The following is a 20,383-nucleotide window of genomic DNA, read 5'->3' on the forward strand; positions in this document are numbered from 1 at the left end:
ATTCAGCCCGAATCAGGTGCATACTTGGATTGCATAGAAAATAGGGCGATGTATTTTCAACTAGGCTGTAAAAACTATATGACAAAGTGCGCTCCGTGAGCGGTGCAGTGGGGAAGCTGCGGTCGGTTCTGTTCCTGGCGTGGATTTGTCCATGAAGATGCATTCACAACAATTTGCAAGTTCTTCTTTAATCATTAAAGGGTATGGTGTACCCTTTTTAAAGAGATACTACTTAATAATGTTATCAGCATTGTCAAATCCAGGGCGTCCGTCCGGGCGTGAAGGGTAGGCGATGCCGAGCCTGGAACATCCCTGATTATGGACACCTTAAAAGCATTGATGGTCTTCATGACCACGGCGGAAAACGGCAGTTTCTCCGACGCCGCGCGCAAGCTGGGCGTATCCCCGGCCGCTATCAGCCAGAGCATTGCCCGGCTGGAGCAGGAACTGGAGGTTCGCCTGTTCAACCGCACCACGCGCCAATTGACGCTGACCGAGGACGGGCGCCGTTTCTACGCCCAGTGCCGCGGGCCGGTCAACAATCTGGATTCGGCGATCAATCAGTTGAAGGCCAGCCGCGACGAGCCGGCAGGTCATCTGCGGGTCAGCATGCCCAACTCCTTTGGCCGGCGTTTCATCTTGCCCATCATGGGCGAGTTCTGCGAGCGCTACCCCAAGGTGCGGGTCTTCTTTGGCCTGGACGACCACTTCAGCGATTTGATCGAGGACGGCTACGATGTGGGCGTGCGTTCCGGCATGATGCCGGACAGCCGCATGGTGGCGCGCAACTTGGCCCAGATGCCGCTCTACGTGGTGGCGTCGCCGGGGTATTGGGATTTGCATGGCCGTCCGAGCGCTCCGGAGGAGTTGAGCAACCACGATTGCATCAATTTCCAGTTCCCGACTTCCGGCCGCCTGTTCAAGTGGGAGTTCGATCGCAAGGGCGAGCGGATTCCGTTGGAGGTCAACGGCACTTACACGCTGAACGAGATGGAGGCGGTGGCCGAGCTGGCGCGTCTGGGCATGGGCGTGGCCCAGTTGCCGGGTCATGAGGTGGTGCACCTGATCCGTTCCGGCGAGCTGGAGCCGGTGTTGACCGATATGGTGTCGCTGGAGCGCTCGATTTACATCTGTTTCCCGCATCGCGATCACATCGCGCCGCGCACACGGGTGTTCGTTGATTTCGTCGTGGAGAAATTGGCGGATCATCCGGACATCATGGCGGATCTGCCGGGCCTGGATCTGAGCGCCAAACGCAAGGCGGCTCAGAAAAACTCAGTCTGATCCCGTCTCCGCTTCATCCGAAAGCCAGCGCTCGCGCTGGCTTTTTTGTTGTCTTTTTACCGCTGCGAGCCATCCTTTCTCCCAGGTGTTGTTAAATATAATGAGCGCGTGTATTGTGTTTTTATACCAATCATGAACGGACGCCACGCGTTCGCTCTGCCAAGGAGACAGCTATGAACGCGCCGGCCCGACAAGAACATACCCGCTCTTATTACGCCGCATCGGCCAATCCGGCGCCGGAGCGCCCGTCCTTGCAGGGGGCTCTGCAGGTCGATGTCTGCGTGATCGGCGCCGGCTACACCGGCTTGTCCGCGGCGTTGCATTTGGCGGAGCGCGGTTATCAGGTGGCGGTGCTGGAGGCGGTGCGGGTGGGCTGGGGCGCATCGGGCCGCAACGGCGGCCAGATCGTCAACAGCTACAGCCGCGATATGGATGTCATCGAGCGCCGGCACGGCAAAGCGGCGGCCGAGGGGCTGGGCGCGATGGCGTTCGAAGGCGGGCGCATCATTCGCGAGCGCATCGAGCAGTACAACATCCAGTGCGATCTGAAAAACGGCAATGTGTTCGCCGCCTTCACCCAGAAGCAGTTGGATGAACTGGCGGCGAAGAAGCGTTTGTGGGAGCGCTACGGCCATACCGGTTTGCAGTTGGTGGATCGCGAGGGCATGCGGGGCATCGTGGCGTCGGATCAGTACGTCGGCGCTTTGCTGGACAATTGGGGCGGGCATATTCACCCCTTGAACCTGGCGCTGGGCGAAGCGGCGGCGCTGGAGTCCCTTGGCGGACGGATTTTCGAGCAGTCCGCGGCGCTGAAGATTCATCCCGGCGGCCGGGTGCGGGTGGAGACCGCCGGCGGCGAGGTTGGTTGCCGCTTTCTGGTGGTGGCCGGCAACGCTTATCTGGGCGATCTATTGCCGGCTTTGGCGGAGAAGAGTCTGCCTTGCGGCACCCAGGTGCTGACGACCGAACGGTTGCCGGAAGCGCTGGCCAAGAGCCTGTTGCCGGGAGACCACTGTGTCGAGGATTGTAATTTCCTGTTGGACTATTACCGGCTGACCGCCGACAACCGGCTGTTGTACGGCGGCGGCACCGTGTACGGCGCGCGCGATCCGGGCGAGGTGGAGCGGCTGATCCGCCCCAAAATGTTGAAAACCTTTCCGCAGTTGGCGGATTACAAGATCGAGTTTGGCTGGACCGGCAATTTCTCGCTGACCTTGTCGCGGCTGCCGCAGGCCGGGCGCATTGGCGACAATGTCTATTACTCGCAGGGGTGCAGCGGCCACGGCGTGACTTACACCCATCTGGCCGGGCGTTTGCTGGCGGAGGCCATTGACGGCGACAGCCGGCGCTTTGATCGTTTCGCCGGCCTGCCGCACTATCCCTTCCCCGGCGGACGCGCGTTCCGCGTGCCAATGCTGACCATGGGAGCGTGGTGGTACGGGCTCAGGGACCGCTTGGGGCTGTGAGTTAGTCGTCGGGGGCGAGGCGCCGCTCGCGGTTGGCGCTGCCGGCTTCGCCCACCACGCGGTTGCGGCCCGCGTTCTTGGCCGCGTACAGATACATGTCGGCGCGGTGCAGCAGGGTCTCCGGCATGTCGTCCAGGGTTTGGGTGGCCACGCCGATGCTGGTGGTCAGGCGGTTCACCGCCGGCAGTTCGGTCTGCACCAAGCGCTGGCGGATATCATCGGCCAGCGCCATCGCCCCGCTCTGCTCGGTTTCCGGGCAAATCAGCAAGAATTCGTCGCCGCCCCAGCGCGCCACCGTGTCCAACTGGCGCGCGCGTTTTTGCAGTAGTTGGCCAAAGGCGGCCAGTACTTGGTCGCCTGCCAGGTGGCCGAAATTATCGTTGACTTCCTTGAAGTGGTCGATGTCCAACAGCAGCACGGAGAAGGGCCGTCGGGTACGGTAGGAGCGCTCGGTTTCGCGTTCCAGGATGGTGTTGGCCTGGCGACGGTTGGCCAGGCCGGTGACCGCGTCTTGGCCGGCGATGGTGTTGAGCTCTTGCAGCATGGCGTGGGATTCGCGGGCGCGGCGGTAGGCGAACAGCGCCAGCGATACGGCCAGGTTGACGCAAAGCAGCAGCGCCAGCGCCATGGTTTGCGCATTGACGTCGCCGGAGTTCAGCCACTGGTAACGCTGGGCCAGCCAGAATATCAGCAGATTGGCCAGGAGCAGGGTGGCCAAGTCGAGCAAGATCTGCCGGAGGCTGAACAGGCGTGGCTTCATGGGGCTTGGGCCGTTTCCGATGAGTGCAGGCCGCCGGGAGGCGGTTAGATTGCGTTGATTCTTTTCGGATTAGCCCAAACTTGGCCCGGCCACAAGGAGTGCGCGCCGGCAACACGTTATAAGCACCTGTTCACGAACTGCTGAGCGTTGGCGATACGGCGTTGAAAACAAGCTAAAAACGATCATGCACCGCTCGTGTATTCCGCTTTTTCGCTCGTTTTCGCCTTTGCTCGCGAGACGTTTAACAGGTGATTAAACGGCCATGAAGCGCCCCAGCGGCGTGGCGCTCCAGTCCACGCTGTCCAGCAGGTTCTTGACGATGAGCCCCAACTCGGTGTCGCCTTCAATCAGCAGTTTGCGGTGAAAAAACAGCGTGTCCGGGTCTTCCTCGCGCAGCATCATCCGGGCGAAGTCGGCCAGCGTGGCGGAGAGCTGCAAATCCGGCGCGTGGTCTTCCTGGTCGCGGCGGAAGCCTTGCTCGTCGGCGCGGAAGCGCAGGGTGAGGCCGGCGTCCAGCACGCGGATGGCGAAGCGGCGGCCGGTCAACAGCGCCATGTCCGCGGGCAGCACGCCGCGCCGGGCCAGTTGATTGAGGCTGGCGGCCAGCAGCCAGGCCGGCGGCGCGGCCGGCAGCCGGGACAGCAGCGCCGCGGCGGCGGAGGGCAGGGCTAGATCAGGAATGCGCATGGGAGGCTCCTATGGCTTGGTTGCCGGCCTGGCCGCGCCAATAGCCGTCCACCAGTTCGGAGTCGGCGTGGCGGCTGCTGGCGGACAGCAGCGCGTCCGGGTCGGCGCCGTCCAGCGCTTGGCGGAACAGGGCGACGATGTCGCCGGTGGCGCGCGACTGCGGGCTGACGCGCACGGCGTCGACGCCGATGGCGGACAGGCCGCGCAGATGCGGCAGCAGGCTATGGCAGCCGGCGGACAGGGTCTGGATGCCGTTGAGGGTGAGGAAGTCCTGCTGGTCCTGGGTGCGCATGATCAGCCCGTCCGGGTGTTCCAGGCAACGGAACTGGCAGTCGTCCTTGCTCAGATTGTAATGACGGGCGGTGAAGCACCGCGCGGAGAGCGCCAGCGGCAGCTTGCCCCAGGCGAACAACTCGGTGGCGATCGGCGCGCCGATCTCGGCGTAGCGGGCCAGCAGTTGAGCCAAGGTGGCGCGGTCCATTTCCACCGGCGGCACCCAGCGCTCGGCGCCCCAGTCGCGGATCAGCTTCAGGGTGTCGGCGTTGTAGATGTTGAGGTGCGGGCCGGCGACGAAGGGCAGGCCGTGTTCGCGGGCCAGCTTGATCGCGCCCAGGTCGTTGGCTTCCAGCGCGATGTCGCCGTTGGCGGCCAGCTGGCGCGCGCGGCGCAGGTCGGATTCGCTTTCCAGCAGCGCCTGACAGCTGAGGGTGACGCGTTTGCCGGCGGCGGCCAGGTCGCGCGCTAGCGAGATCCAGTCCTGCGGCCGCATCTGCTGGCGGCGCGAGCACACCACTTCGCCCAGATAAATCCGGTCCAGCGGCCAGTCGGCGGCGGAGGCGTAGAAGTCCAGCAGGGTGTCGCGCGGCCAGAAGAACAGCACAGGCCCCAGCGTCAATTGCAGATTGAGGGTTGTCATTGTCGGTTTTCCATGGGGGCGGCGCTCATTTCCACGGCCGGTTGTAGGCGCCCAGCGTCTGCTGCTGTCCTTCCGACACCTTGTTCAGCGCCTGGTGCCAGGCCGGGCGCGCCTGGAAGCGCGCGCCGTCGCGGCCGGCGGCATCCAGCGCTTCGCGCAGCGCTCGCGTCACCTGAGCCACGTAGGCCGGGCTGCGCTGGCGACCTTCCACCTTGATGGCGGCCACGCCGCTGGCGATGATTTGCGGCAGCATGTCCAGCACATTGAGGCTGGTGGGTTCTTCCAGCGCGTAATAGGTTTCGTCGCGCACCTGGAAGCGGCCCTTGCACAGCGTGGGGTAGCCGGCGGGTTCGTCGTCGCGGTAGCTGTCGATCAGGATGTGGTTGAGGCGGGCGTTCATGCGCCGCTCGTCCGGTTCCCAGCGCACGAATTTCGCCGGCGAGCACACCCCGTGTGTGTTGGGCGATTCGCCGGTGGCGTAGCTGGACAGCTGACAGCGGCCTTCCACCATCACGCACAGGCTGCCGAAGCCGAAGACTTCGATTTCGACGTCGGTGTGTTCGATCACGTGGCGCACTTGATCCAGGGTCAGCACCCGAGGGAGCACGGCGCGGCGGATGCCGAACATGTCGCGCGCCAGATTGATGGCTTCGTAATTAGTGGCCGAGCTCTGCACCGACATGTGCAGGCGCAATTCAGGGTGGCGTTCTGCGGCGTAGGCCATCAGGCCCAGGTCGGCCAGGATCAGCGCGTCGGCGCCCAGGGCCGCGCCTTGGTCCACCGCCGCGCGCCAGCGGCCGGCGTCTGCGCCTTGGGCGAAGGTGTTGATCGCCAGCAGCACTTTGCGACCGTGGCGATGCGCATAGGCGATGCCTTCGCGCGCGCTGGCGTCGTCGAAATTCAGCCCGGCGAAATTGCGGGCGTTGGTCTGGTTTTTCAGGCCCAGGTAAACGGTGTCGGCGCCGTTGTCCACCGCGGCCTTGAGCGCCGGCAGGCTGCCGGCGGGGCAGACCAGCTCGGGCAGGGATGTGTGCAGAGCCATCTTGGTCGGTCCGGTTTAAAACCCGCCGACGATAACAAGCCCCGCGTCGCGGGGCCTTGTTCTGGGTCAAGCGCAGGCCGGGCGCCTGGAGAATCAGAGGAAGGGCACCACCATCTTGGTCTTGGCCACCAGCACGATGTAGAACACCGCGGCCAGCGCGCAGAGGAAGGCGATCAGCCGGGTTTGCGGCGTTTTGCCGCGGCGCAGCGCGATGGTGCCCAGCGCCACGTAGAGCACCAGGCCCACGACCTTGGCCAGCAGCCACGGGCTTTGCAGGATGGGCCAGCCGCCCATGACCACCAGCGCGATGGCACAGCCCAGCAGCAGGGTGTCGATGACGTGGGGCAGGATGCGCACCGGCTTCAGCGCCAGGAGGTGCTGTTTGCCGCCCAGCATCAGGCCGCCGCGCACGGCGAACAAGAGAATCGACAGATAGGCGAAGCCCATGTGGGCGTGTTTGACGATCAGATAAGGATACATAGGCGTCCGGAAGTTAAAAACCTGTTGAATGTCCGCTGCGCTTGGTGAAACCTTGGGCAAGCTTTAGGGCTTGAGCGCGCTTAACGATAGCGCGCCCATAATACCCGCGCCGCGCCTGTTTGCGGGTTCGGCGTGCCGCCGCCGTCGCCCGGCAAACCGTTCTGACCGCTGATGTCGATCACGGTTTCCGCGCCCAGGCTGTTCAGCGGCCGGTTCGGCGGCGGAGCGCCGGGCGGCCGGCTTTGCAGCGCCGCGCTGACAGGGCCGTAGATATGCGTGCTGCCGGCGGTGTCCAGCGTGTCGCCGGCCAGCACCGCGCCGTGTATCCGATTGCTGGCGCCCAGCTTGATCTTGCCGCCGCTGAAAGCTTGGGCCGCATCGTAGCCGCCGGCCAGCAAGGCGATGCCGAGCAGAGGGGATTCGCGCAGCGAATTCCGGTCCGCGCCGCAATGGTTCAGCGGATAGACGCCCGGGAAGTCCGCGCTGCGGCATACGCGCGCCGCGCCGGCCTGGCGCAGGCTCCACAGTTCGACATTGCTGCTGGTTTCGATGTGGCCGGTGGCAAGGAGGGTGTTGTCCAGCCGGCCGTACAGCGACAGATTGCCTTCGAACAGCACCACGCCGGGCAGCATGCCCAGCGGCGGTTTGAGGCGCAGCAGCCATTGCTGCGCATTGCTGCCGGCGAGGCAGCTTTCCGCATCGCTTTCGCACAGACGCAAAACCGGCTGGCCGGTCACCGTCGCGCAGCGCCTGCCGTCGGCCTGCAAGGCTGGACACAGATCATTGCGCTGCCAGTCGTCTGCCCGCTGCCGGCCCAGGCGGTAGACCGCGCCGTCCGGCACGCCGGCGACGTGTTGCAGCCGGATCCGGATGCGCTGCAGCGCGTCGGCGGAGCGGTCCGCCGGGTCCCAGTAGACGATGAGGTTGGCGGCGTCGCGGTAATCGTTGGCATTGATGCGGGTAGCGCCGAGGCGGAATTCCGGCACGGGCTCCAGCGGCACTTTCAAGCCGGCTTGGTGGCGCACCCGCACGGTGTTCGGCGGCGCTTGGCGCGGCTGGCCGGCGGCGTCGAAGATCTGCGCGCCGTTGTGGGTGAAAGCGCCGCCAATGATGCCGTCGTCGATGTTGGCGTTGCCGCGGGTGTCCAGCAGGCCCTGGGCGCGCAGCGCGTTCAGCCGGTTGCTGCTGCTGGAGCGCACATCCCCCTGGCTCAGCAATTGGGCGGAAATGGCGACGTTGCCGGCCAACGTCACGTCGCCGATGGCCGTCAGCCGGCCCACCCGCTCGCCGCTGCTGCTGACCGCGCCGTTGGCGGCGGCGGTTTCCACATCGCTGCCATTGCCCATGGTGATGTTGCCGCGCGCTTTCAGCGTCAGAAACTGGCCGCTGTTGACGCGGATGTCGCCGTTGCTCCACAGGCTGAGCGGGGCCTGGCCGTCGCCGCGGGCCGGATTGCCCTGGAACAGGATGTCGCCGGTGGCCTGGATCGCGCTGACGCCGGTCAGGCTGCCGCTGGTGTCCACCGCGCCCTCCACTTGCAGCAGCGCGTCTTTGGCGCCGGTGACCACAATATTGCCGCTGGTGGACAGGCCGCCGCGGATTTGCGCCGCGGCGTTGGCGGTCGGAGGCGGCGGCGCGCCGTTTAATTGGTAAACCACCTCCAGCGTCACCGTGGCGTCGCCGCTGCGAGCGGTGATCCAGGCGGCCGCTTTGTCGTCGTCGACCACGGCGCCGCCGGCGCGCGGCGCCGGCAGCAGTTTGATCTGGAGGGCGTCGGCCAGCCCCTGGCTTGCAAGCGGCAAGCTGGCGCGGTCCAGGCTCAGCGCGGCGCCGTCCTGTTCCAGCGCCTTCAGTTGCGCCGGCGTCAGCGCCGACAGGTATTGCCGTACCAGTTCCGCGCCGGTCCAGGCGCGCCACTGCGCTTCGCTATTGCCGCGCAAGGAGCGGGTCAGTTCCTGCTGGCCGCGCAGGTGGTGCATGCCGCCCAGGGCCAGCGCGGTCAGGGCCATGCCGGTGAGCAGCACCATCAGCACCGCGGCGACGCCGCGTTGCCGGCGCGGCGGGAGGGAGCGAGCCTTCATGAGGGGGCCGCCAGATTAGTCAGGCAACTGGCGAAGCTGCGGCTCTCGCCTTGCTGTGTGTTGTCGTAATTGAGCAGCAGCTGGGGAAAGGTCTGGCTCGCCGCCGTTGCCGCCGCATAGGGCCAGCAGGGTTGCTCCAGCCGCAAAGCCATGTTGAGCCTATGGCGCGGCGGCAGCGGGCCGGTCAGCGCCCGCGCCCGCCATTGCGAAGGCTGGCTTAGAGCGTCTGAGATGACGGCGCAGTCGTCGGCTTGCAGCTGGTACACGACGCTGTTCTGGCCGGCTTCGCCCAGCCGGGCCACGCCGCGGCAGGCGTAAGCGCTGGCGTCCAGCTGCGGGCGGTAGCGCCACACCGCGGCGTTGCCGTTGCCGGAGGCCACCGGCGCGGCGCTGAGCGCGGTGACGACGCCGTCGGCGTTCAGGCGCAAATCGCTTATCGACAGCAATAGCAGGTTCTGCTCGCGGCCGCCGCCGGCGCCGAAGCCGGCTTCCTGCGCCTGCTGCTGCACGCTAAGCAAGGCCGCCATCAGCTGGCTGTCCCGCTGCGCCAGCTTGGCGCTGCCTTGGTCCGGGTCGAACACGCTGCGCGCGGTCTGTCGATACAGGGTCAGCATCGCCAGGGTGGTGATCAGCGCCAGCAGCATGCCGATCAGCAGCTCCAGCAGGCTAAAGCCAGAGGCGCGTTTATTCATGATTGCTCAGGGTGAGAGTGGACGATGCCGCGTCTTGCAGCTGCAAGGTCTGGCCGCGCAGGGCGGCCTTGGCGGAGATCTCGGCGCCGCCGTTTTGCGCTTGTCCGCGCAAGGTCACCGCGGGCGCGGAACGGCAGGCCAGCCGCGCGGTGGCGTTGACGCCGCTGGCCAGCGGCCAGTTGCCGGCGCTGTCGCAGGGCAGGCCGCCTTGTTGCAACTGTTCCCGCGCCTTGCTCAGGGCCAGCGCGTGTTGTTGCAGTTGCTGCTGGCTGCCCAGACTGCGCGCATTGACAAAAACAATGCCCAGGCCGGTCAGCATCAGCAGCAACATGGCGATCAGGCTTTCCAGCAGGCTGATGCCGCTTTGCGCCTTATAAGTCACCGCTGAGTTCCTGTTGAGTCCCGCGAATGCAGTAGGCGGGCCGTGTGCCGCAGACAACGCCGGCCGCTTGCGTCGTCAGCGGCTGGCCCTGGTTGTTCAAGGCCAGGCATTGCGCGGCGGGCGTCATCAGGCAACTTGTCCCCAGCGTCACCGGGCGCGGCGCGGCGGCGCGCCACAGCGCCGCGCCGTGGCAGCGTTCGCCCTGGGTGCCGCTGGCCGGCGCGCCGGCGAATACGCACAGCTGGCCTTCGGCGCTGGACATCAATACCGCGGCCGCTTGGTCCGGCGGCGCCGCCTGCGGGTTGCTCAGCGCCGCGGCCTGGGTTTGGGCGTAGGCCCGTGCCAACTGGCTGCGCGCCAGCGCCAGCTTGTGGGCGTCGCTCCAGCCTTGCGCCAGCGGCACGCTCAGCAGGGCCAACAGGCCGATCAGCGCCAGCGTCGCGCACAATTCCATCAGGGTCAGGCCGCGCTGGCGGCGGGGAGGGCTCACCATTGGGTCTGGCACGCGGAGGTGCTGGTGTTGGCGCTGTGATCGGCGCCGCTGAGTTTCAGCACGCAGCCGGACAGCTGCGGGCCGACGCCGCTGGCGGTGAGCTGGAAGCTGCCGCTCTGCGGTTGGTAACCGTAGTTGAATTCTGTTTGAGCGGGTTGCCAGCTGTTGTTGCCCAGCGCGGCGCGGATGGCGCTGGCGCCGTCCGCGCTGGCGGCGGGATAAGCCAAGTGCAGCAGTTTGTGGTTTTCCAAGGCCAGGCTCAAGGCCATCAGGTCGCTCTTGGCGGTATTGGCCTTGGCCGCCTGCACATGGCGCTGGTAGGACGGCACCGCCACCAAGAGCAGGATGCCGACGATGGCGGCCACTACCATCATCTCGATCAGGGTGAAGCCGGAATGGCCTTGAGGCCGGACGGACGCGCTCACGACATCGCCTCGTTAAATAAATGTCATATTTTAGCGGCATTGGATTTATATTGGTATTGATTGGCATCAATATGCTTTGTAAGTATCCAATTGAGGGGCTAGCCGCTCACGATGAACAGGGACGCGGCATAATCTGCCGCGCGCGGCGCATGCGGCCGATCCGGGCCGCGGATGCTACACTTGGCCTGATTTCACCACCCGTCGATTCCCTCATGCTGCTTCTTTACCAGTCCAACCGCTTGGAGCAATTGGGCCAGCTTTTTTGCGGAATGAGCCAGAGCTTGCCGCTGTCCGACCCGTTCGCGCCGGAAACCGTGATCGTGCAGAGCCGCGGCATGGGGCGCTGGATCACGCTGGACCTGGCGCGCAGCAACGGCGTGGCCGCTAATCTGGACTTCGTGTTGCCGGCGGCCTTCGCTTGGAGGCTGATGCAGCGGGTGATGCCGGAGCTGCCGCGCAAGTCCTCGTTTGCGCCGGAAGTGCTGAGCTGGAGGCTGATGGAGCTGTTGCCAAGCTTGGAGGGCGAGCCTTTTCTCGCGTTGTCGCGTTATCTTGAGGGGGGCGAGGTGGCCTGTTTCGAGCTGGCCGGCAAAGTGGCGGACATCTTCGACCAATATCTGGTGTTTCGGCCGGATTGGATCCGCGCCTGGGAAGCCGGCCAGTTGCAGGGCTTGGGCGAGGACGAAGCCTGGCAGGCCGCGCTGTGGCGGCGGCTGGCAGACAGCGACTCCAGCCGCCATCGCGTGCGCATGCTGGATGAATTCTTCGCTGAACTGAAGGCCGAGCACCTGCCGGAACGCGTGACGCTGTTCGGCATCGCCAGCCTGGCGCCCATGTATCTGGCCCTGGTCAAGCGGCTGTCCCAACTCACCGATGTCTGCCTGTTCACCCTCAACCCCTGCGAGGCGTATTGGGGCGACATCGTCGACGCACGCCGCAAGCTCAAGCTGAGGCAAAAGGGCGATTTGTTCGCCACCGAGGGCCATCCCTTATTGGCCTCCTTGGGCAAGCAGGGGCGAGATTTTTTCGAGTTGATCGCCGAAGACAGCGAGTTGGATGCGCGTCCCTTGTTCGAGGCACCGCGCGGCGATGCGCTGCTGGCGCGGCTGCAACGCGACATCCTGCAATTGAACGACCCCAAGGACGCGCCGCGACCGCTGGCGGCGGACGACGATTCGGTGCAGATCCACGCCGCCCACGGGCCGATGCGCGAATTGGAGGTGTTGAAAGACCGCTTGCTGGCGATGTTCCGCGACGACCCGGGGCTCAATCCCGCCGACGTGGCGGTGCTGACACCGGACATCAATAGTTACGCGCCCTATATCGACGCCGTATTCGGCGCCCGTCCGCAGGAGGACGCGGCGCCGGATATCCCTTATAGCATCGCCGACCGCCGCATCGCGCGGGAAGAGCCGTTGCTGGCCAGCTACGCCGCCTTGCTGGATCTGGCGGACTCCCGCTTCGCCGCCGATCAGGTGTTGGCCTTGCTGGATGCGCCGGCGCTGCTGCGCCGCTTTGGTTTGGACGACGCCGACGTGCCCTTTGTGCGTCAATGGGCGCGTGAAGCTGGCATTCGCTGGGGGCGGGACGCCGCGCACAAGGCGGCGCTGGGCTTGCCGGCGGACCCCTTGTTTACCTGGCGCTGGGGTTTGGACCGGCTGTTGCTGGGCGCGGTGTTGCCGCCGGCCTTGGCCGGAGACGACAGCGGTCTGTACGCCGGCCTGCTGCCGCACAGCAGCGCTCAGGGCCAGCTGGCGGAAGCGCTGGGGCGTTTCGCCGCTTGCTACCGCGAACTGGAATGCACGGCGGAGGAGTGGGCGCTCCCGGCCAGCCCGGCGCGGTGGGCTGAGAGGATGCAGCAGGCTTGCGAGCGTTTGTTCGACGCCGACGTTGACGACGAGAAAGCGCTGGAAGTACTGCGTGGCGCGCTGGCGGAATTGGCGGAGGACGCGGAGCTGGCCGGTTTTGAAAAGCAGGTGGGCTTGCCGGTGGTGCGGGATTGGCTCAAGCGCAAGCTCACGCTGGCCTCTCCGCTGGGCTTTCTTTCCGGCGGCGTCACCTTCTGCGCGATGGTGCCGATGCGCTCCATTCCCTTCCGCGTGCTGTGTCTGATCGGCATGAACGACGGCGCTTACCCGCGCGACGAACGCCCGGTCAGCTTTGATCTGGTGGCGCGCCATCCGCGCCGCGGCGACCGCTCGCGCCGCTTCGACGACCGCTATCTGTTTCTGGAGGCCATCCTCTCCGCGCGCGAAAAACTGTATTTGTCCTATGTGGGGCAGTCCGCCCGCAGCGGAGAGACCCTGCCGCCGTCGCCGCTGATCGCCGAGTTGCTGGACTGCTTCTCCGCCATGTGCGGCCAGGATCTCGGCCGGACGTTGACGGTGCGCCATCCGCTGCAGCCATTTTCGCCCGCCGCCTACGACGGCGCGGATCCGCGGCTGGCCAGTTTCGAGCCCACCTTCGCGGCGGCCTTGTCGCAGCCGGAGGCCGCGCCACGCTCCTTCGCCGGCGCTTTGCCGCCGGCTGCGCTCAGCGGCGTGGTCAATCTGCATGACTTCATCCGCTTCTGGCGCAATCCGGTGCGCGCTTGGCTCGCGGACCGGCTTGCCATCCGTCTGTTTGGCGGCGACGAGGAATTGCCGGTGCGCGAGCCCTTTGCCGTGGACGGAGACGCCAGCCAGGCGGTGCGCAGGCAACTTGTGGACGCCATGTTGCACCGCCGTCCGCAAGCGCCGGTGCGAGAGCGCGTCGCCGCCGCCGGCCTCTTGCCCCCGGCCGCGTTGGGCCGGGCCTGGCTGGTGGAGGAGGCGCGTTCCAGCGTCAAGCTGGCGGCGCGGCTGCCGGCCGCTCTGAGCCGGGACGTTCTACCGCCGCAGCCGGTCCATCTGCACGCGGCCGGTCTCACCCTGGTGGGCGAGCTCACCGGATTGCGTCCCGAAGGTCAGCTGGACTTTGTCGTCGGCAAGATCAACGCCGCCCAGCGCGTGGCCCTGTGGCTGAGCCACCTGATTCTGTGCGCGGCGCGGCCGCTTGGCGTGGCTTGCCGCACCGTCTGCTACGACGACACCGGCAGCCTGCTGCTGGAGGACGAGCCGGAGGCTCTGGCCTTGCTGGAGCCGTGGCTGGCGCGCTGGCGCCAGGGCCAGGATCAGCCCTTGCCTTGGTTCGGCCGCACCAGTTGGGCTTACGCCGAGACCTTGGCGGCGGAGCCGGAGCGGCGCGACAAGGCGATGCAGAAGGCGCTGGAGAAGTGGGATCCAAGCTTTGTTCGCGAAGGCGGCATGGCGCAAAAGGACGAGGCCGCGATCGCATTGGCCTTTCGCAATCAGCAGCCGCTGGACGACCCTCTGTTCGCCCAATTGGCGGAAACACTGCTGCTGCCGCTGGCGGAACGGCTGCAGGGCGGCGGCGAGGATTGAGGCGGCAGACGCCGGTTTATTCCTCCGGATACGGCGCTTCGAAGTGCTGCTGGTACAGGGCCTGGATCGCCCCGTCCCGCCGCATGCTGGTCAAGGCCTGCTGAAAGGCCTCCACCACCGGCCGCGGCACGCTGCTTTTGCTGAAGATGAAATAAGCGCCTCCGGTATTCCAGACTGGAGCGAGCGGCACGACCTCCGGTTCCGTAGCCTGGGCCTGCAGCGCTGCGCGCATGGTGGCGCTATTGGCCAGCAACAGGTCTAGCCGCTTGGCCCGCAGTTTTTGGACATTGATGTCCAGAGTCGGCCCGATATCCACGCTGACCGTGGGCGGCGGCTGTTTCAGCCAAGCGTCTATATTCGTCCCGTAGCTATCGCCGCGGGTGACGCCGAGGATGAGCTTGCCGTGCTTGCCCAGGTCCTCCAGCCGGTGCGTCGGCCATTGCGCGACGCGGCTGCGCAGGCCCCACAAACGCACGGTGGTGGGGCTGTAAGCCCAGACGAAGCGGGCGAAAGACTCGCGCTCCGGCGTTTTCAGCGCTTCCATCGCCAGGTCCACCAATCCGTTTTTCAGGCTCAGCAAGGTCCGCGGCCAGGGCATCTGCTGATAGTTGAGCCGGCAGCCGGTCCGGCGAGCGGCTTCGTTGAGCACGGCGACGGAGTAGCCGTCCAGCTGTTGGCGCGCGGACAGGTAGTGGTATGGGGGCCAACTGTCCCACCCTACGCTCAACTCCCGGCTGCAGACGCTGGGTGTCAGCGGAGGTGCGGCCTGAGCCAGGCCGACGCATAGCGCCGCGGCGCAGATCAATCCGTGGACAGCGGCGCGGAGAGTTCCGGCTTGCAGGCGGCGCATGGCTAGGCTCCAGCGGGAAATGCTTCACTATAGCTGGGCGGTTGGGGATAACTTGACGCTCTCGCTTCAGCCTGTGGATAAGGCTCGCTCATAACACCCCTGACCCTGCGTTGCGCTTCCTGAGGGTGCGACTTGTACTGTGTGGGAGGTTCTCTGCGAGGTGCGGCTCTGGGAGGGGAGGCGGAGGGCGGCGGAAATGCGAAAAGGGTCAGCTTGCGCTGACCCTTTTCATTTTGGTGGCGAATCAGGGACTCGAACCCCAGACCTGCGGATTATGATTCCGAAGAACTAAACATCCGTTCATGTGGAACGACATCCGTGTAGGCACCTTGTTTCCTTATAAATAAAGGGTTTTAGCCAAGTTGCGCGGATTTTTTCATTGACCGAGATGGATCGATTGTCCTAGGATTTGCCTACATAGTGCCTACACGAGGGAATTGTGAGCAAGCAGAACTTCACAGCGGCGCGGGTTGAGAGCTTCCAATGCGAACCGGGCAAGCAGCAAACTATTTACTGGGATGCGAAGACGGCCGGCTTCGGGTTGCGTGTCACGGCAGCGGGCGCGCGAGCCTACATTTTCGAATCTCGTTTGTTCGGCAAGACAGTCCGGGTGACCATCGGGGATGCCCGTGCGTGGGATCTGGGGCGCGCACGCACCGAGGCGGCAAGGCTTAGAACACTGATTGACGACGGCAAAGATCCCCGCGAAGTACGGGCAGAGCAGCAAGTGGCTCACGAAGCCCGCCGTGCGGAGGCGCGGCGGCAGGATTTGCTTGTCCTGGAGGCTTGGCAGCAATACTTGGAGGTGCGCAAGGACAAGTGGTCGGAGCGGCATTACTTGGACCATCAGCGGTTGTCAGAGGTGGGGGGGCGGCAGGCAAAAAAGGGCGGGCGTCAAATTGTTGCAGGCCCGCTAGCTCCGTTGCTGGCACTCCGTTTGTCCGAGTTAACTCGCGAGACCGTTGATTCGTGGCTGGCGGAAGAGGTGAAGGCGCGCCCGGCGAGAGCGCGGCTGGCTTTCTCGCTTCTGCGGACATTTATCACATGGTGCCAAGAACAACCTGATTATGCGGGTCTTGCTTCATCTGAGGTATGCACTAACAAGCGGATTCGCGAGCATTTGACCAAGCCCGCAACAAAAGCTGATTGTTTGCAGCGAGAACAGTTGGCGGCGTGGTTTCGCGCCGTGCGCAATATCGCCAACCCAATCATCAGCGCTTATCTGCAAGGATTGTTGATCACGGGTGCTCGTCGTGAAGAATGGGCAGGCTTGCGTTGGGATGATGTCGATTTTCGTTGGCGAAGCCTCGTTCTGGACGACAAGGTCGAGGGGACCGGTGGCAGGACGATTCCCCTTACTCCGTATCTCGCGACGTTGTTGATGAATTTGAAGCGGCTGAACGACACGCCGCCGGATCGCCGGCAACTCGCACGCCTAAACGAGCGAGGAGAGACGTGGGCGCCGTCCGAATGGGTGTTCTCCAGCAAGACTTCGGAGGACGGCAAGATCGCTGAACCCCGCATCGCGCACAACAAGGCACTTGCCGAGGCGGAGCTTCCCCATGTCACGTTGCATGGCCTTCGCCGCTCGTTCGGTACTTTGTCGGAATGGGTTGAGGTGCCGGTCGGGGTAGTTGCGCAAATCCAGGGGCACAAGCCGTCAGCTATCGCCGAGAAGCATTATCGCCGTCGTCCTCTCGATTTGCTGCGGAAGTGGCATGACAAAATCGAGTCTTGGATGCTGGAACAGGCGGGAATCGAGTTTCAAGTCGATGTAGCCTGATCTACAAACGAACAGCGGCTGATGGGCTGCGTGCATGCATGGATTACCACACCCACGAGTCAACTTCCGGTTCGTGTGGAGTTGGTGTGTTACGATCCGCTATCAGCAGCTGTCGCTTACTTTCCAATTCAGACAGGAATGAAGCGTCGACAAATCCGAATCTGGCCAGCTTACGGTCTATCACTTCATAGGTTCCCAGTAGCTTTGGGGGATATTGATCCAGCAGCTTTCTCATGGCCTCCATAAATTTCTCTAGCACCATTAGTTTACCCTGCTTGAGGATCTCAGAATCTTCATCGCTACCGATTCCCGGTTCATCACCAGCATCGCCCTCGTCTTCATTGAAGATTTCATCCATTTTTCTCAAGACTAGGAAGTAAATAAAATCATTAAGTTTCTTATAAAACTCAGTTTGATAACCCTTCGGAACCCACTGCCTCACTTCCAGAATGTTATCTAGGACCTTGGAAGCGTGAAGCGCCATCTCCTCTAACCACACGCTACGAGTTGCTTCATCTGGAGCAAGCTTGAAAAGCTCCTCCCAGGCCTCTGGCATGAACCAGCCATTGGTCTCCAGCTTTCGATCCATCAGGACTCTGAATATTTTCTGTAAATGCTCCGCACCGATTGCTGCTACAAAGTGAGCAACGCGTTTTCCATCCCCACCAAACATCAGATGTTGCCAGGAGGCTTCAAACAGCGGGTGTGATGGATCTATGGCGATTGTTTCAATTACTGGCTCCCAGATCTTCTTTCCCGCGTGATGAGTCGCCAAATACCATAGGGGTTGTGGGCTGCCCATATAAATCTTAACAGCCGCCAGGAGTATCCGTTCCCGCGACCTTCTTCTTGCCCAGATTCAGGTAACCCAGTTCGGCGGACAGGTAGTCCTTGATGCCGTGCCCGACATACAGGCCCCAACCCGTTGGATGGTTGTCATTCTTAGTGATTGACAGGCTGTCCCACTCCATGTCGTTCACGCTGTACTTGCTATGGTCTGCCTTGCCTAGCTCAAGACCGACATAGGTCTATCCATAGGCTGAAAAGGAAGCGAGGCACGCTGCCGCGATTAAGGTTCTTTTCATGAAATCCCCCTGTTGAGATGAAAAATTGTCGTTCTAGGGAATACTGGCTTACACAAAGCCAGACCCGATATGGATACGACGGCCACACCGCCAATGCGTATCGAATTGTAGAGTAAAGACGACAATTTTTGCTGTTTCTATAGCGTCGCTAATCAGTCATCAGGTGGGCATCCTGCATGGCATGACTGCCAAGCGCTCAAACACACCTACTGCCAGGCCGGCCCCGATCTCGATTGCACTTGGCAAGCGGATCAAGGAGTGCCGGCATGCGGTCGATAAGTCGCAGGAAACGTTGGCGTTCGAGGCACAGGTGGACCGAACGTACATTTCGTCCATAGAGCGCGGCGCTGCCAATCCTTCAATTGAGACACTGGCAGACATTTGCCACGCGATCGGGATCAGCCTGGCAGAACTGTTTGCACCGATGACCGATATCCCGCCCGCACCGAGCGGGGATCGGCGGGTGAATGCCGCCACGCCGCCCGAGATCAAGCGCCGCCGGTTGCGGTGATTACGGTGGACGGGAGAGCTGGATCGATATGGCTCCCTCGATAGAGACAGGGTACGTTGCCGTCGTTGTGACGTAGGTAGGTCGCTTGCCCTTGCCGAATTCCAGCCGAGCATTGAAACCGGCCAGCCCCGGTTCGGCCTCGGCCGGATCAAGCAACAGCATCGCGTGGGGTACAAAGTGCCGCGCAAGCTGTCGCCCCTCGACGCCGACCAACAGCACCGCATGTGCCTGCTGTTGGCTGTGCCAGCCGACTATCACCGGCCGGCCCTTAGCCAGTTCCTGCGTGCAGAAACGCAGCACCACCGCGGCATTGCCCTCGGCCGTGACCGGCTGCACGCCGCAGTTCAGCTCCCAAACGAAGCTTGCCAATTCAGACAGCGTCAGGCCGTGCAGGTAATGCGGCCAGGCGCGATTCCAGAAGTGGCCTTCTGGGCCATCCGCATCCCGTCGGACCTGCACCGGATCAGACAACTTGCCGAGTAGCGCGAGCGCCATGGCGATGCAGTGGAGAGGGCTACCGCCGTCCCAGTCCCCTTGCCGGCTGAAAAGCGGGACCCCGGATTTAGCCAGCATGACCTGCTGACCGAGACGCAAGGCCGGGTGCAGCTTCTGGATCAGCGCGTCCATCAGTAATCCTCCGGAAGCAGAACTGTCGTGCTCAGGCGATCCCACTCCGTGATCAACCACACGGTTTGTCCGTTTGGTAACGAGTAGCTGGATAGCACACGCTCACCGGCCATGGCAGCAAGATCGTTGTGCTGTCGGTCTTCGTCCGACACGTCGCCCCAGTCGCCACTGGCGTGACGCTTCACCAGTGCAAAGATCGAGACGTCTGCTGCCTGTAGAGCATGGATCGCAGCGGGCGTGGCCACCAGGTGGCCGAGGGCTAACCGCAGTCGGGGCAATGCGGGTACGGAGTAATCCGGCATGTGACTCTCCTGATATAGAGACGAACACGGGCCTCCGACGAGGTCGGATGCAGGAACGTCAGTTGAGAAGAAGGGAAAGGCGAGCGTCGGGCGGATGCCCGGTTTATGCTGTCGGGTGGGGCGTGGGGAGCTGACGGCGCAGGGCCGTCGCGCGGGATTGCGAGCACCCAAGGTGACGACGGATATCGGCGACGGTTGGGCGTACCCGCCCGGCAGCGATGTCCCGCACGAGCAGCGTCACGTCGGGGTCGGATGATGCGTCTTCCGGTAACGGCATGACTGGAGCGCTGTCCGGCGTGTGACTGCCGTTCGCTTCGTGTCCCGCCGTGACAGGGGGCGTGACTACCGTGATTCCCAGAGAGGGCCGGGACTGTAGCGCGATCGTCCACAGCAGGCAGGCAACGCCTTCCAGTACTGCCGCGAAGGTGAGACTCGATAACAGATCGACGCGCGCGACGGTCGTGCCGAGTAGCACCGCGAGTCGCCCCGTGACTGGATCGGTCGCCTGGGCGTCGCGTCGGGTCATGGCCCGGTCATCCGCTGCCTGCCGACGCCGAATGTCGTCGGCTTCGGCCTCCAGTGCATCGAGCTTGGCGGTAAGCGTGACGCGACGGGCTTCCAGTGTCGTGCAGTTGCCCATACAGCGCTGCGCATTGACCGCCGCCAGTCGTGCGGTGACGCCAGCCCGCTCCGCCGTGACTGCGGTGAGACTGCGACCGGACGGAACTGCTTCGGACACGGGAGTCGCTGAGGCCCGCAGTTCCCCGGCATGCCGCTGGGCGAGTAGGAAGAAGTTCGCATGACCATAGCAGGCAGCGGTCACGCAAATCAGCCACAGCGCACCGCCCACTGCGCGCATGACGACGGGCGCATACCGAATCAGGGCAGGCAATAGGTGCGCACTGACGACCAGCACGATGCCGAGCGCTACCCACACCAGTCGCTCTGCCATCGTGCCGCCGCGCTGCCAGCTGGACAACACCGATAGGCTGAGCGCGGTGCCGGTCGCACTGGCCGCCAGCATCCACGCCCAGCGGTTCCCGCCGATCATTCCTCCGTTCCGCCTAGCCGTGGGTTCGAGGGGTCTCAAGTAAC

At 64.0% G+C, this 20,383-nt stretch carries 20 protein-coding genes and 1 pseudogene; 5 read left to right on the forward strand and 16 right to left on the reverse strand.

From position 1 onward, the window contains the following. Positions 1–318: 318 nt before the first annotated feature. Entirely contained in the window at positions 319–1,284 is a 966-nt protein-coding gene (locus ACUXV1_RS18730; RefSeq protein WP_039755418.1) for a LysR family transcriptional regulator, read from the forward strand. A 173-nt stretch (positions 1,285–1,457) separates the two neighbouring features. Further along, a complete protein-coding gene (locus ACUXV1_RS18735) occupies positions 1,458–2,750 on the forward strand; it encodes an NAD(P)/FAD-dependent oxidoreductase (RefSeq protein ID WP_446016191.1) in 1,293 nt (430 codons plus the stop codon). Position 2,751: 1 nt separating this feature from the next. On the opposite strand, the gene ACUXV1_RS18740 is transcribed toward ACUXV1_RS18735, so the two are convergent. The 10 genes from ACUXV1_RS18740 to ACUXV1_RS18785 form a co-directional block, all read right to left on the reverse strand. Continuing rightward, the gene (locus tag ACUXV1_RS18740; RefSeq protein WP_446016190.1) at positions 2,752–3,510 is read right to left on the reverse strand and encodes a GGDEF domain-containing protein; all 759 of its coding nucleotides are present in this window, start codon (positions 3,508–3,510) and stop codon (positions 2,752–2,754) included. A gap of 252 nt (positions 3,511–3,762) precedes the next feature. Continuing rightward, entirely contained in the window at positions 3,763–4,197 is a 435-nt protein-coding gene (gene ubiT / locus ACUXV1_RS18745) for a ubiquinone anaerobic biosynthesis accessory factor UbiT (RefSeq protein WP_107732924.1), read from the reverse strand. Then, complete coding sequence (locus tag ACUXV1_RS18750; RefSeq protein ID WP_446016189.1) at positions 4,184–5,113, reverse strand: U32 family peptidase; 930 nt, start codon at positions 5,111–5,113, stop codon at positions 4,184–4,186. The genes ubiT and ACUXV1_RS18750 overlap by 14 nt, the downstream gene beginning before the upstream one ends. A 25-nt stretch (positions 5,114–5,138) precedes the next feature. Further along, on the reverse strand, positions 5,139–6,155 hold the full coding sequence (ubiU, locus tag ACUXV1_RS18755; RefSeq protein ID WP_019102351.1) for a ubiquinone anaerobic biosynthesis protein UbiU: 1,017 nt from the start codon (positions 6,153–6,155) through the stop codon (positions 5,139–5,141). A gap of 93 nt (positions 6,156–6,248) precedes the next feature. Then, the gene (locus tag ACUXV1_RS18760; protein ID WP_081556545.1) at positions 6,249–6,635 is read right to left on the reverse strand and encodes a SirB2 family protein; all 387 of its coding nucleotides are present in this window, start codon (positions 6,633–6,635) and stop codon (positions 6,249–6,251) included. Positions 6,636–6,715: 80 nt separating this feature from the next. Next, positions 6,716–8,716 carry a hypothetical protein gene (locus tag ACUXV1_RS18765; RefSeq protein ID WP_446016188.1) on the reverse strand — a complete coding sequence of 667 codons (2,001 nt, stop codon included), beginning with the start codon at positions 8,714–8,716 and terminating at the stop codon, positions 6,716–6,718. Continuing rightward, positions 8,713–9,408: a hypothetical protein gene (locus tag ACUXV1_RS18770; protein ID WP_446016187.1), complete on the reverse strand. Its 696-nt coding sequence runs from the start codon at positions 9,406–9,408 to the stop codon at positions 8,713–8,715. Before ACUXV1_RS18770 ends, ACUXV1_RS18765 begins: the two co-directional genes overlap by 4 nt. Then, positions 9,401–9,790 (reverse strand): hypothetical protein, encoded by a 390-nt coding sequence (locus tag ACUXV1_RS18775; RefSeq protein WP_081556548.1) that lies wholly within the window; start codon positions 9,788–9,790, stop codon positions 9,401–9,403. The genes ACUXV1_RS18770 and ACUXV1_RS18775 overlap by 8 nt, the downstream gene beginning before the upstream one ends. Further along, on the reverse strand, positions 9,780–10,280 hold the full coding sequence (locus ACUXV1_RS18780; RefSeq protein WP_446016186.1) for a prepilin-type N-terminal cleavage/methylation domain-containing protein: 501 nt from the start codon (positions 10,278–10,280) through the stop codon (positions 9,780–9,782). Before ACUXV1_RS18780 ends, ACUXV1_RS18775 begins: the two co-directional genes overlap by 11 nt. Further along, positions 10,277–10,708, reverse strand: a complete 432-nt coding sequence (locus ACUXV1_RS18785) for a type IV pilin protein (protein WP_446016185.1) — start codon at positions 10,706–10,708, stop codon at positions 10,277–10,279. The genes ACUXV1_RS18780 and ACUXV1_RS18785 overlap by 4 nt, the downstream gene beginning before the upstream one ends. A 212-nt stretch (positions 10,709–10,920) precedes the next feature. Here ACUXV1_RS18785 and recC point away from each other — a divergent pair, with 212 nt between their 5' ends. Then, the gene (recC, locus tag ACUXV1_RS18790) at positions 10,921–14,130 is read left to right on the forward strand and encodes an exodeoxyribonuclease V subunit gamma (protein WP_446016184.1); all 3,210 of its coding nucleotides are present in this window, start codon (positions 10,921–10,923) and stop codon (positions 14,128–14,130) included. Between the two features lie 16 nt (positions 14,131–14,146). Here the strand turns inward: recC and ACUXV1_RS18795 are convergent, their stop codons facing one another. Then, positions 14,147–14,980: a substrate-binding periplasmic protein gene (locus ACUXV1_RS18795; RefSeq protein ID WP_052370456.1), complete on the reverse strand. Its 834-nt coding sequence runs from the start codon at positions 14,978–14,980 to the stop codon at positions 14,147–14,149. A gap of 439 nt (positions 14,981–15,419) precedes the next feature. On the opposite strand from ACUXV1_RS18795, the gene ACUXV1_RS18800 reads away from it, so the two are divergent. After that, a complete protein-coding gene (locus ACUXV1_RS18800; RefSeq protein ID WP_446016182.1) occupies positions 15,420–16,763 on the forward strand; it encodes a tyrosine-type recombinase/integrase in 1,344 nt (447 codons plus the stop codon). A gap of 43 nt (positions 16,764–16,806) precedes the next feature. On the opposite strand, the gene ACUXV1_RS18805 is transcribed toward ACUXV1_RS18800, so the two are convergent. Both ACUXV1_RS18805 and ACUXV1_RS18810 read right to left on the reverse strand, forming a co-directional pair. Then, positions 16,807–17,565 carry a hypothetical protein gene (locus ACUXV1_RS18805; protein ID WP_446016181.1) on the reverse strand — a complete coding sequence of 253 codons (759 nt, stop codon included), beginning with the start codon at positions 17,563–17,565 and terminating at the stop codon, positions 16,807–16,809. A gap of 7 nt (positions 17,566–17,572) precedes the next feature. Then, positions 17,573–17,776 (reverse strand): annotated as a pseudogene (locus ACUXV1_RS18810) (hypothetical protein); the annotation flags it as partial. Positions 17,777–18,011: 235 nt separating this feature from the next. Here ACUXV1_RS18810 and ACUXV1_RS18815 point away from each other — a divergent pair. Next, the gene (locus tag ACUXV1_RS18815) at positions 18,012–18,359 is read left to right on the forward strand and encodes a helix-turn-helix domain-containing protein (protein ID WP_446016180.1); all 348 of its coding nucleotides are present in this window, start codon (positions 18,012–18,014) and stop codon (positions 18,357–18,359) included. Here the strand turns inward: ACUXV1_RS18815 and ACUXV1_RS18820 are convergent, their stop codons facing one another. The 3 genes from ACUXV1_RS18820 to ACUXV1_RS18830 all read right to left on the reverse strand — a co-directional run bounded on the left by ACUXV1_RS18820 (position 18,360) and on the right by ACUXV1_RS18830 (position 20,339). After that, positions 18,360–18,986 carry a hypothetical protein gene (locus tag ACUXV1_RS18820; RefSeq protein WP_446016179.1) on the reverse strand — a complete coding sequence of 209 codons (627 nt, stop codon included), beginning with the start codon at positions 18,984–18,986 and terminating at the stop codon, positions 18,360–18,362. Beyond that, positions 18,986–19,288, reverse strand: a complete 303-nt coding sequence (locus ACUXV1_RS18825) for a hypothetical protein (RefSeq protein ID WP_446016178.1) — start codon at positions 19,286–19,288, stop codon at positions 18,986–18,988. Before ACUXV1_RS18825 ends, ACUXV1_RS18820 begins: the two co-directional genes overlap by 1 nt. A gap of 103 nt (positions 19,289–19,391) precedes the next feature. Beyond that, a complete protein-coding gene (locus ACUXV1_RS18830) occupies positions 19,392–20,339 on the reverse strand; it encodes a hypothetical protein (RefSeq protein ID WP_446016176.1) in 948 nt (315 codons plus the stop codon). Positions 20,340–20,383: the final 44 nt, after the last annotated feature.

The organism is Chromobacterium sp. W521, assembly GCF_052805975.1.

Bases quoted from the DNA above. Each gene is read 5' to 3' on its own strand.
- ACUXV1_RS18730 (WP_039755418.1), top strand. From the start codon at position 319: ATGGACACCTTAAAAGCATTGATGGTCTTCATGACCACGGCGGAAAAC.
- ACUXV1_RS18735 (WP_446016191.1), top strand. From the start codon at position 1,458: ATGAACGCGCCGGCCCGACAAGAACATACCCGCTCTTATTACGCCGCA.
- ACUXV1_RS18740 (WP_446016190.1), bottom strand. From the start codon at position 3,510: ATGAAGCCACGCCTGTTCAGCCTCCGGCAGATCTTGCTCGACTTGGCC.
- ubiT (WP_107732924.1), bottom strand. From the start codon at position 4,197: ATGCGCATTCCTGATCTAGCCCTGCCCTCCGCCGCCGCGGCGCTGCTG.
- ACUXV1_RS18750 (WP_446016189.1), bottom strand. From the start codon at position 5,113: ATGACAACCCTCAATCTGCAATTGACGCTGGGGCCTGTGCTGTTCTTC.
- ubiU (WP_019102351.1), bottom strand. From the start codon at position 6,155: ATGGCTCTGCACACATCCCTGCCCGAGCTGGTCTGCCCCGCCGGCAGC.
- ACUXV1_RS18760 (WP_081556545.1), bottom strand. From the start codon at position 6,635: ATGTATCCTTATCTGATCGTCAAACACGCCCACATGGGCTTCGCCTAT.
- ACUXV1_RS18765 (WP_446016188.1), bottom strand. From the start codon at position 8,716: ATGAAGGCTCGCTCCCTCCCGCCGCGCCGGCAACGCGGCGTCGCCGCG.
- ACUXV1_RS18770 (WP_446016187.1), bottom strand. From the start codon at position 9,408: ATGAATAAACGCGCCTCTGGCTTTAGCCTGCTGGAGCTGCTGATCGGC.
- recC (WP_446016184.1), top strand. From the start codon at position 10,921: ATGCTGCTTCTTTACCAGTCCAACCGCTTGGAGCAATTGGGCCAGCTT.
- ACUXV1_RS18795 (WP_052370456.1), bottom strand. From the start codon at position 14,980: ATGCGCCGCCTGCAAGCCGGAACTCTCCGCGCCGCTGTCCACGGATTG.
- ACUXV1_RS18805 (WP_446016181.1), bottom strand. From the start codon at position 17,565: ATGGGCAGCCCACAACCCCTATGGTATTTGGCGACTCATCACGCGGGA.
- ACUXV1_RS18820 (WP_446016179.1), bottom strand. From the start codon at position 18,986: ATGGACGCGCTGATCCAGAAGCTGCACCCGGCCTTGCGTCTCGGTCAG.
- ACUXV1_RS18825 (WP_446016178.1), bottom strand. From the start codon at position 19,288: ATGCCGGATTACTCCGTACCCGCATTGCCCCGACTGCGGTTAGCCCTC.
- ACUXV1_RS18830 (WP_446016176.1), bottom strand. From the start codon at position 20,339: ATGATCGGCGGGAACCGCTGGGCGTGGATGCTGGCGGCCAGTGCGACC.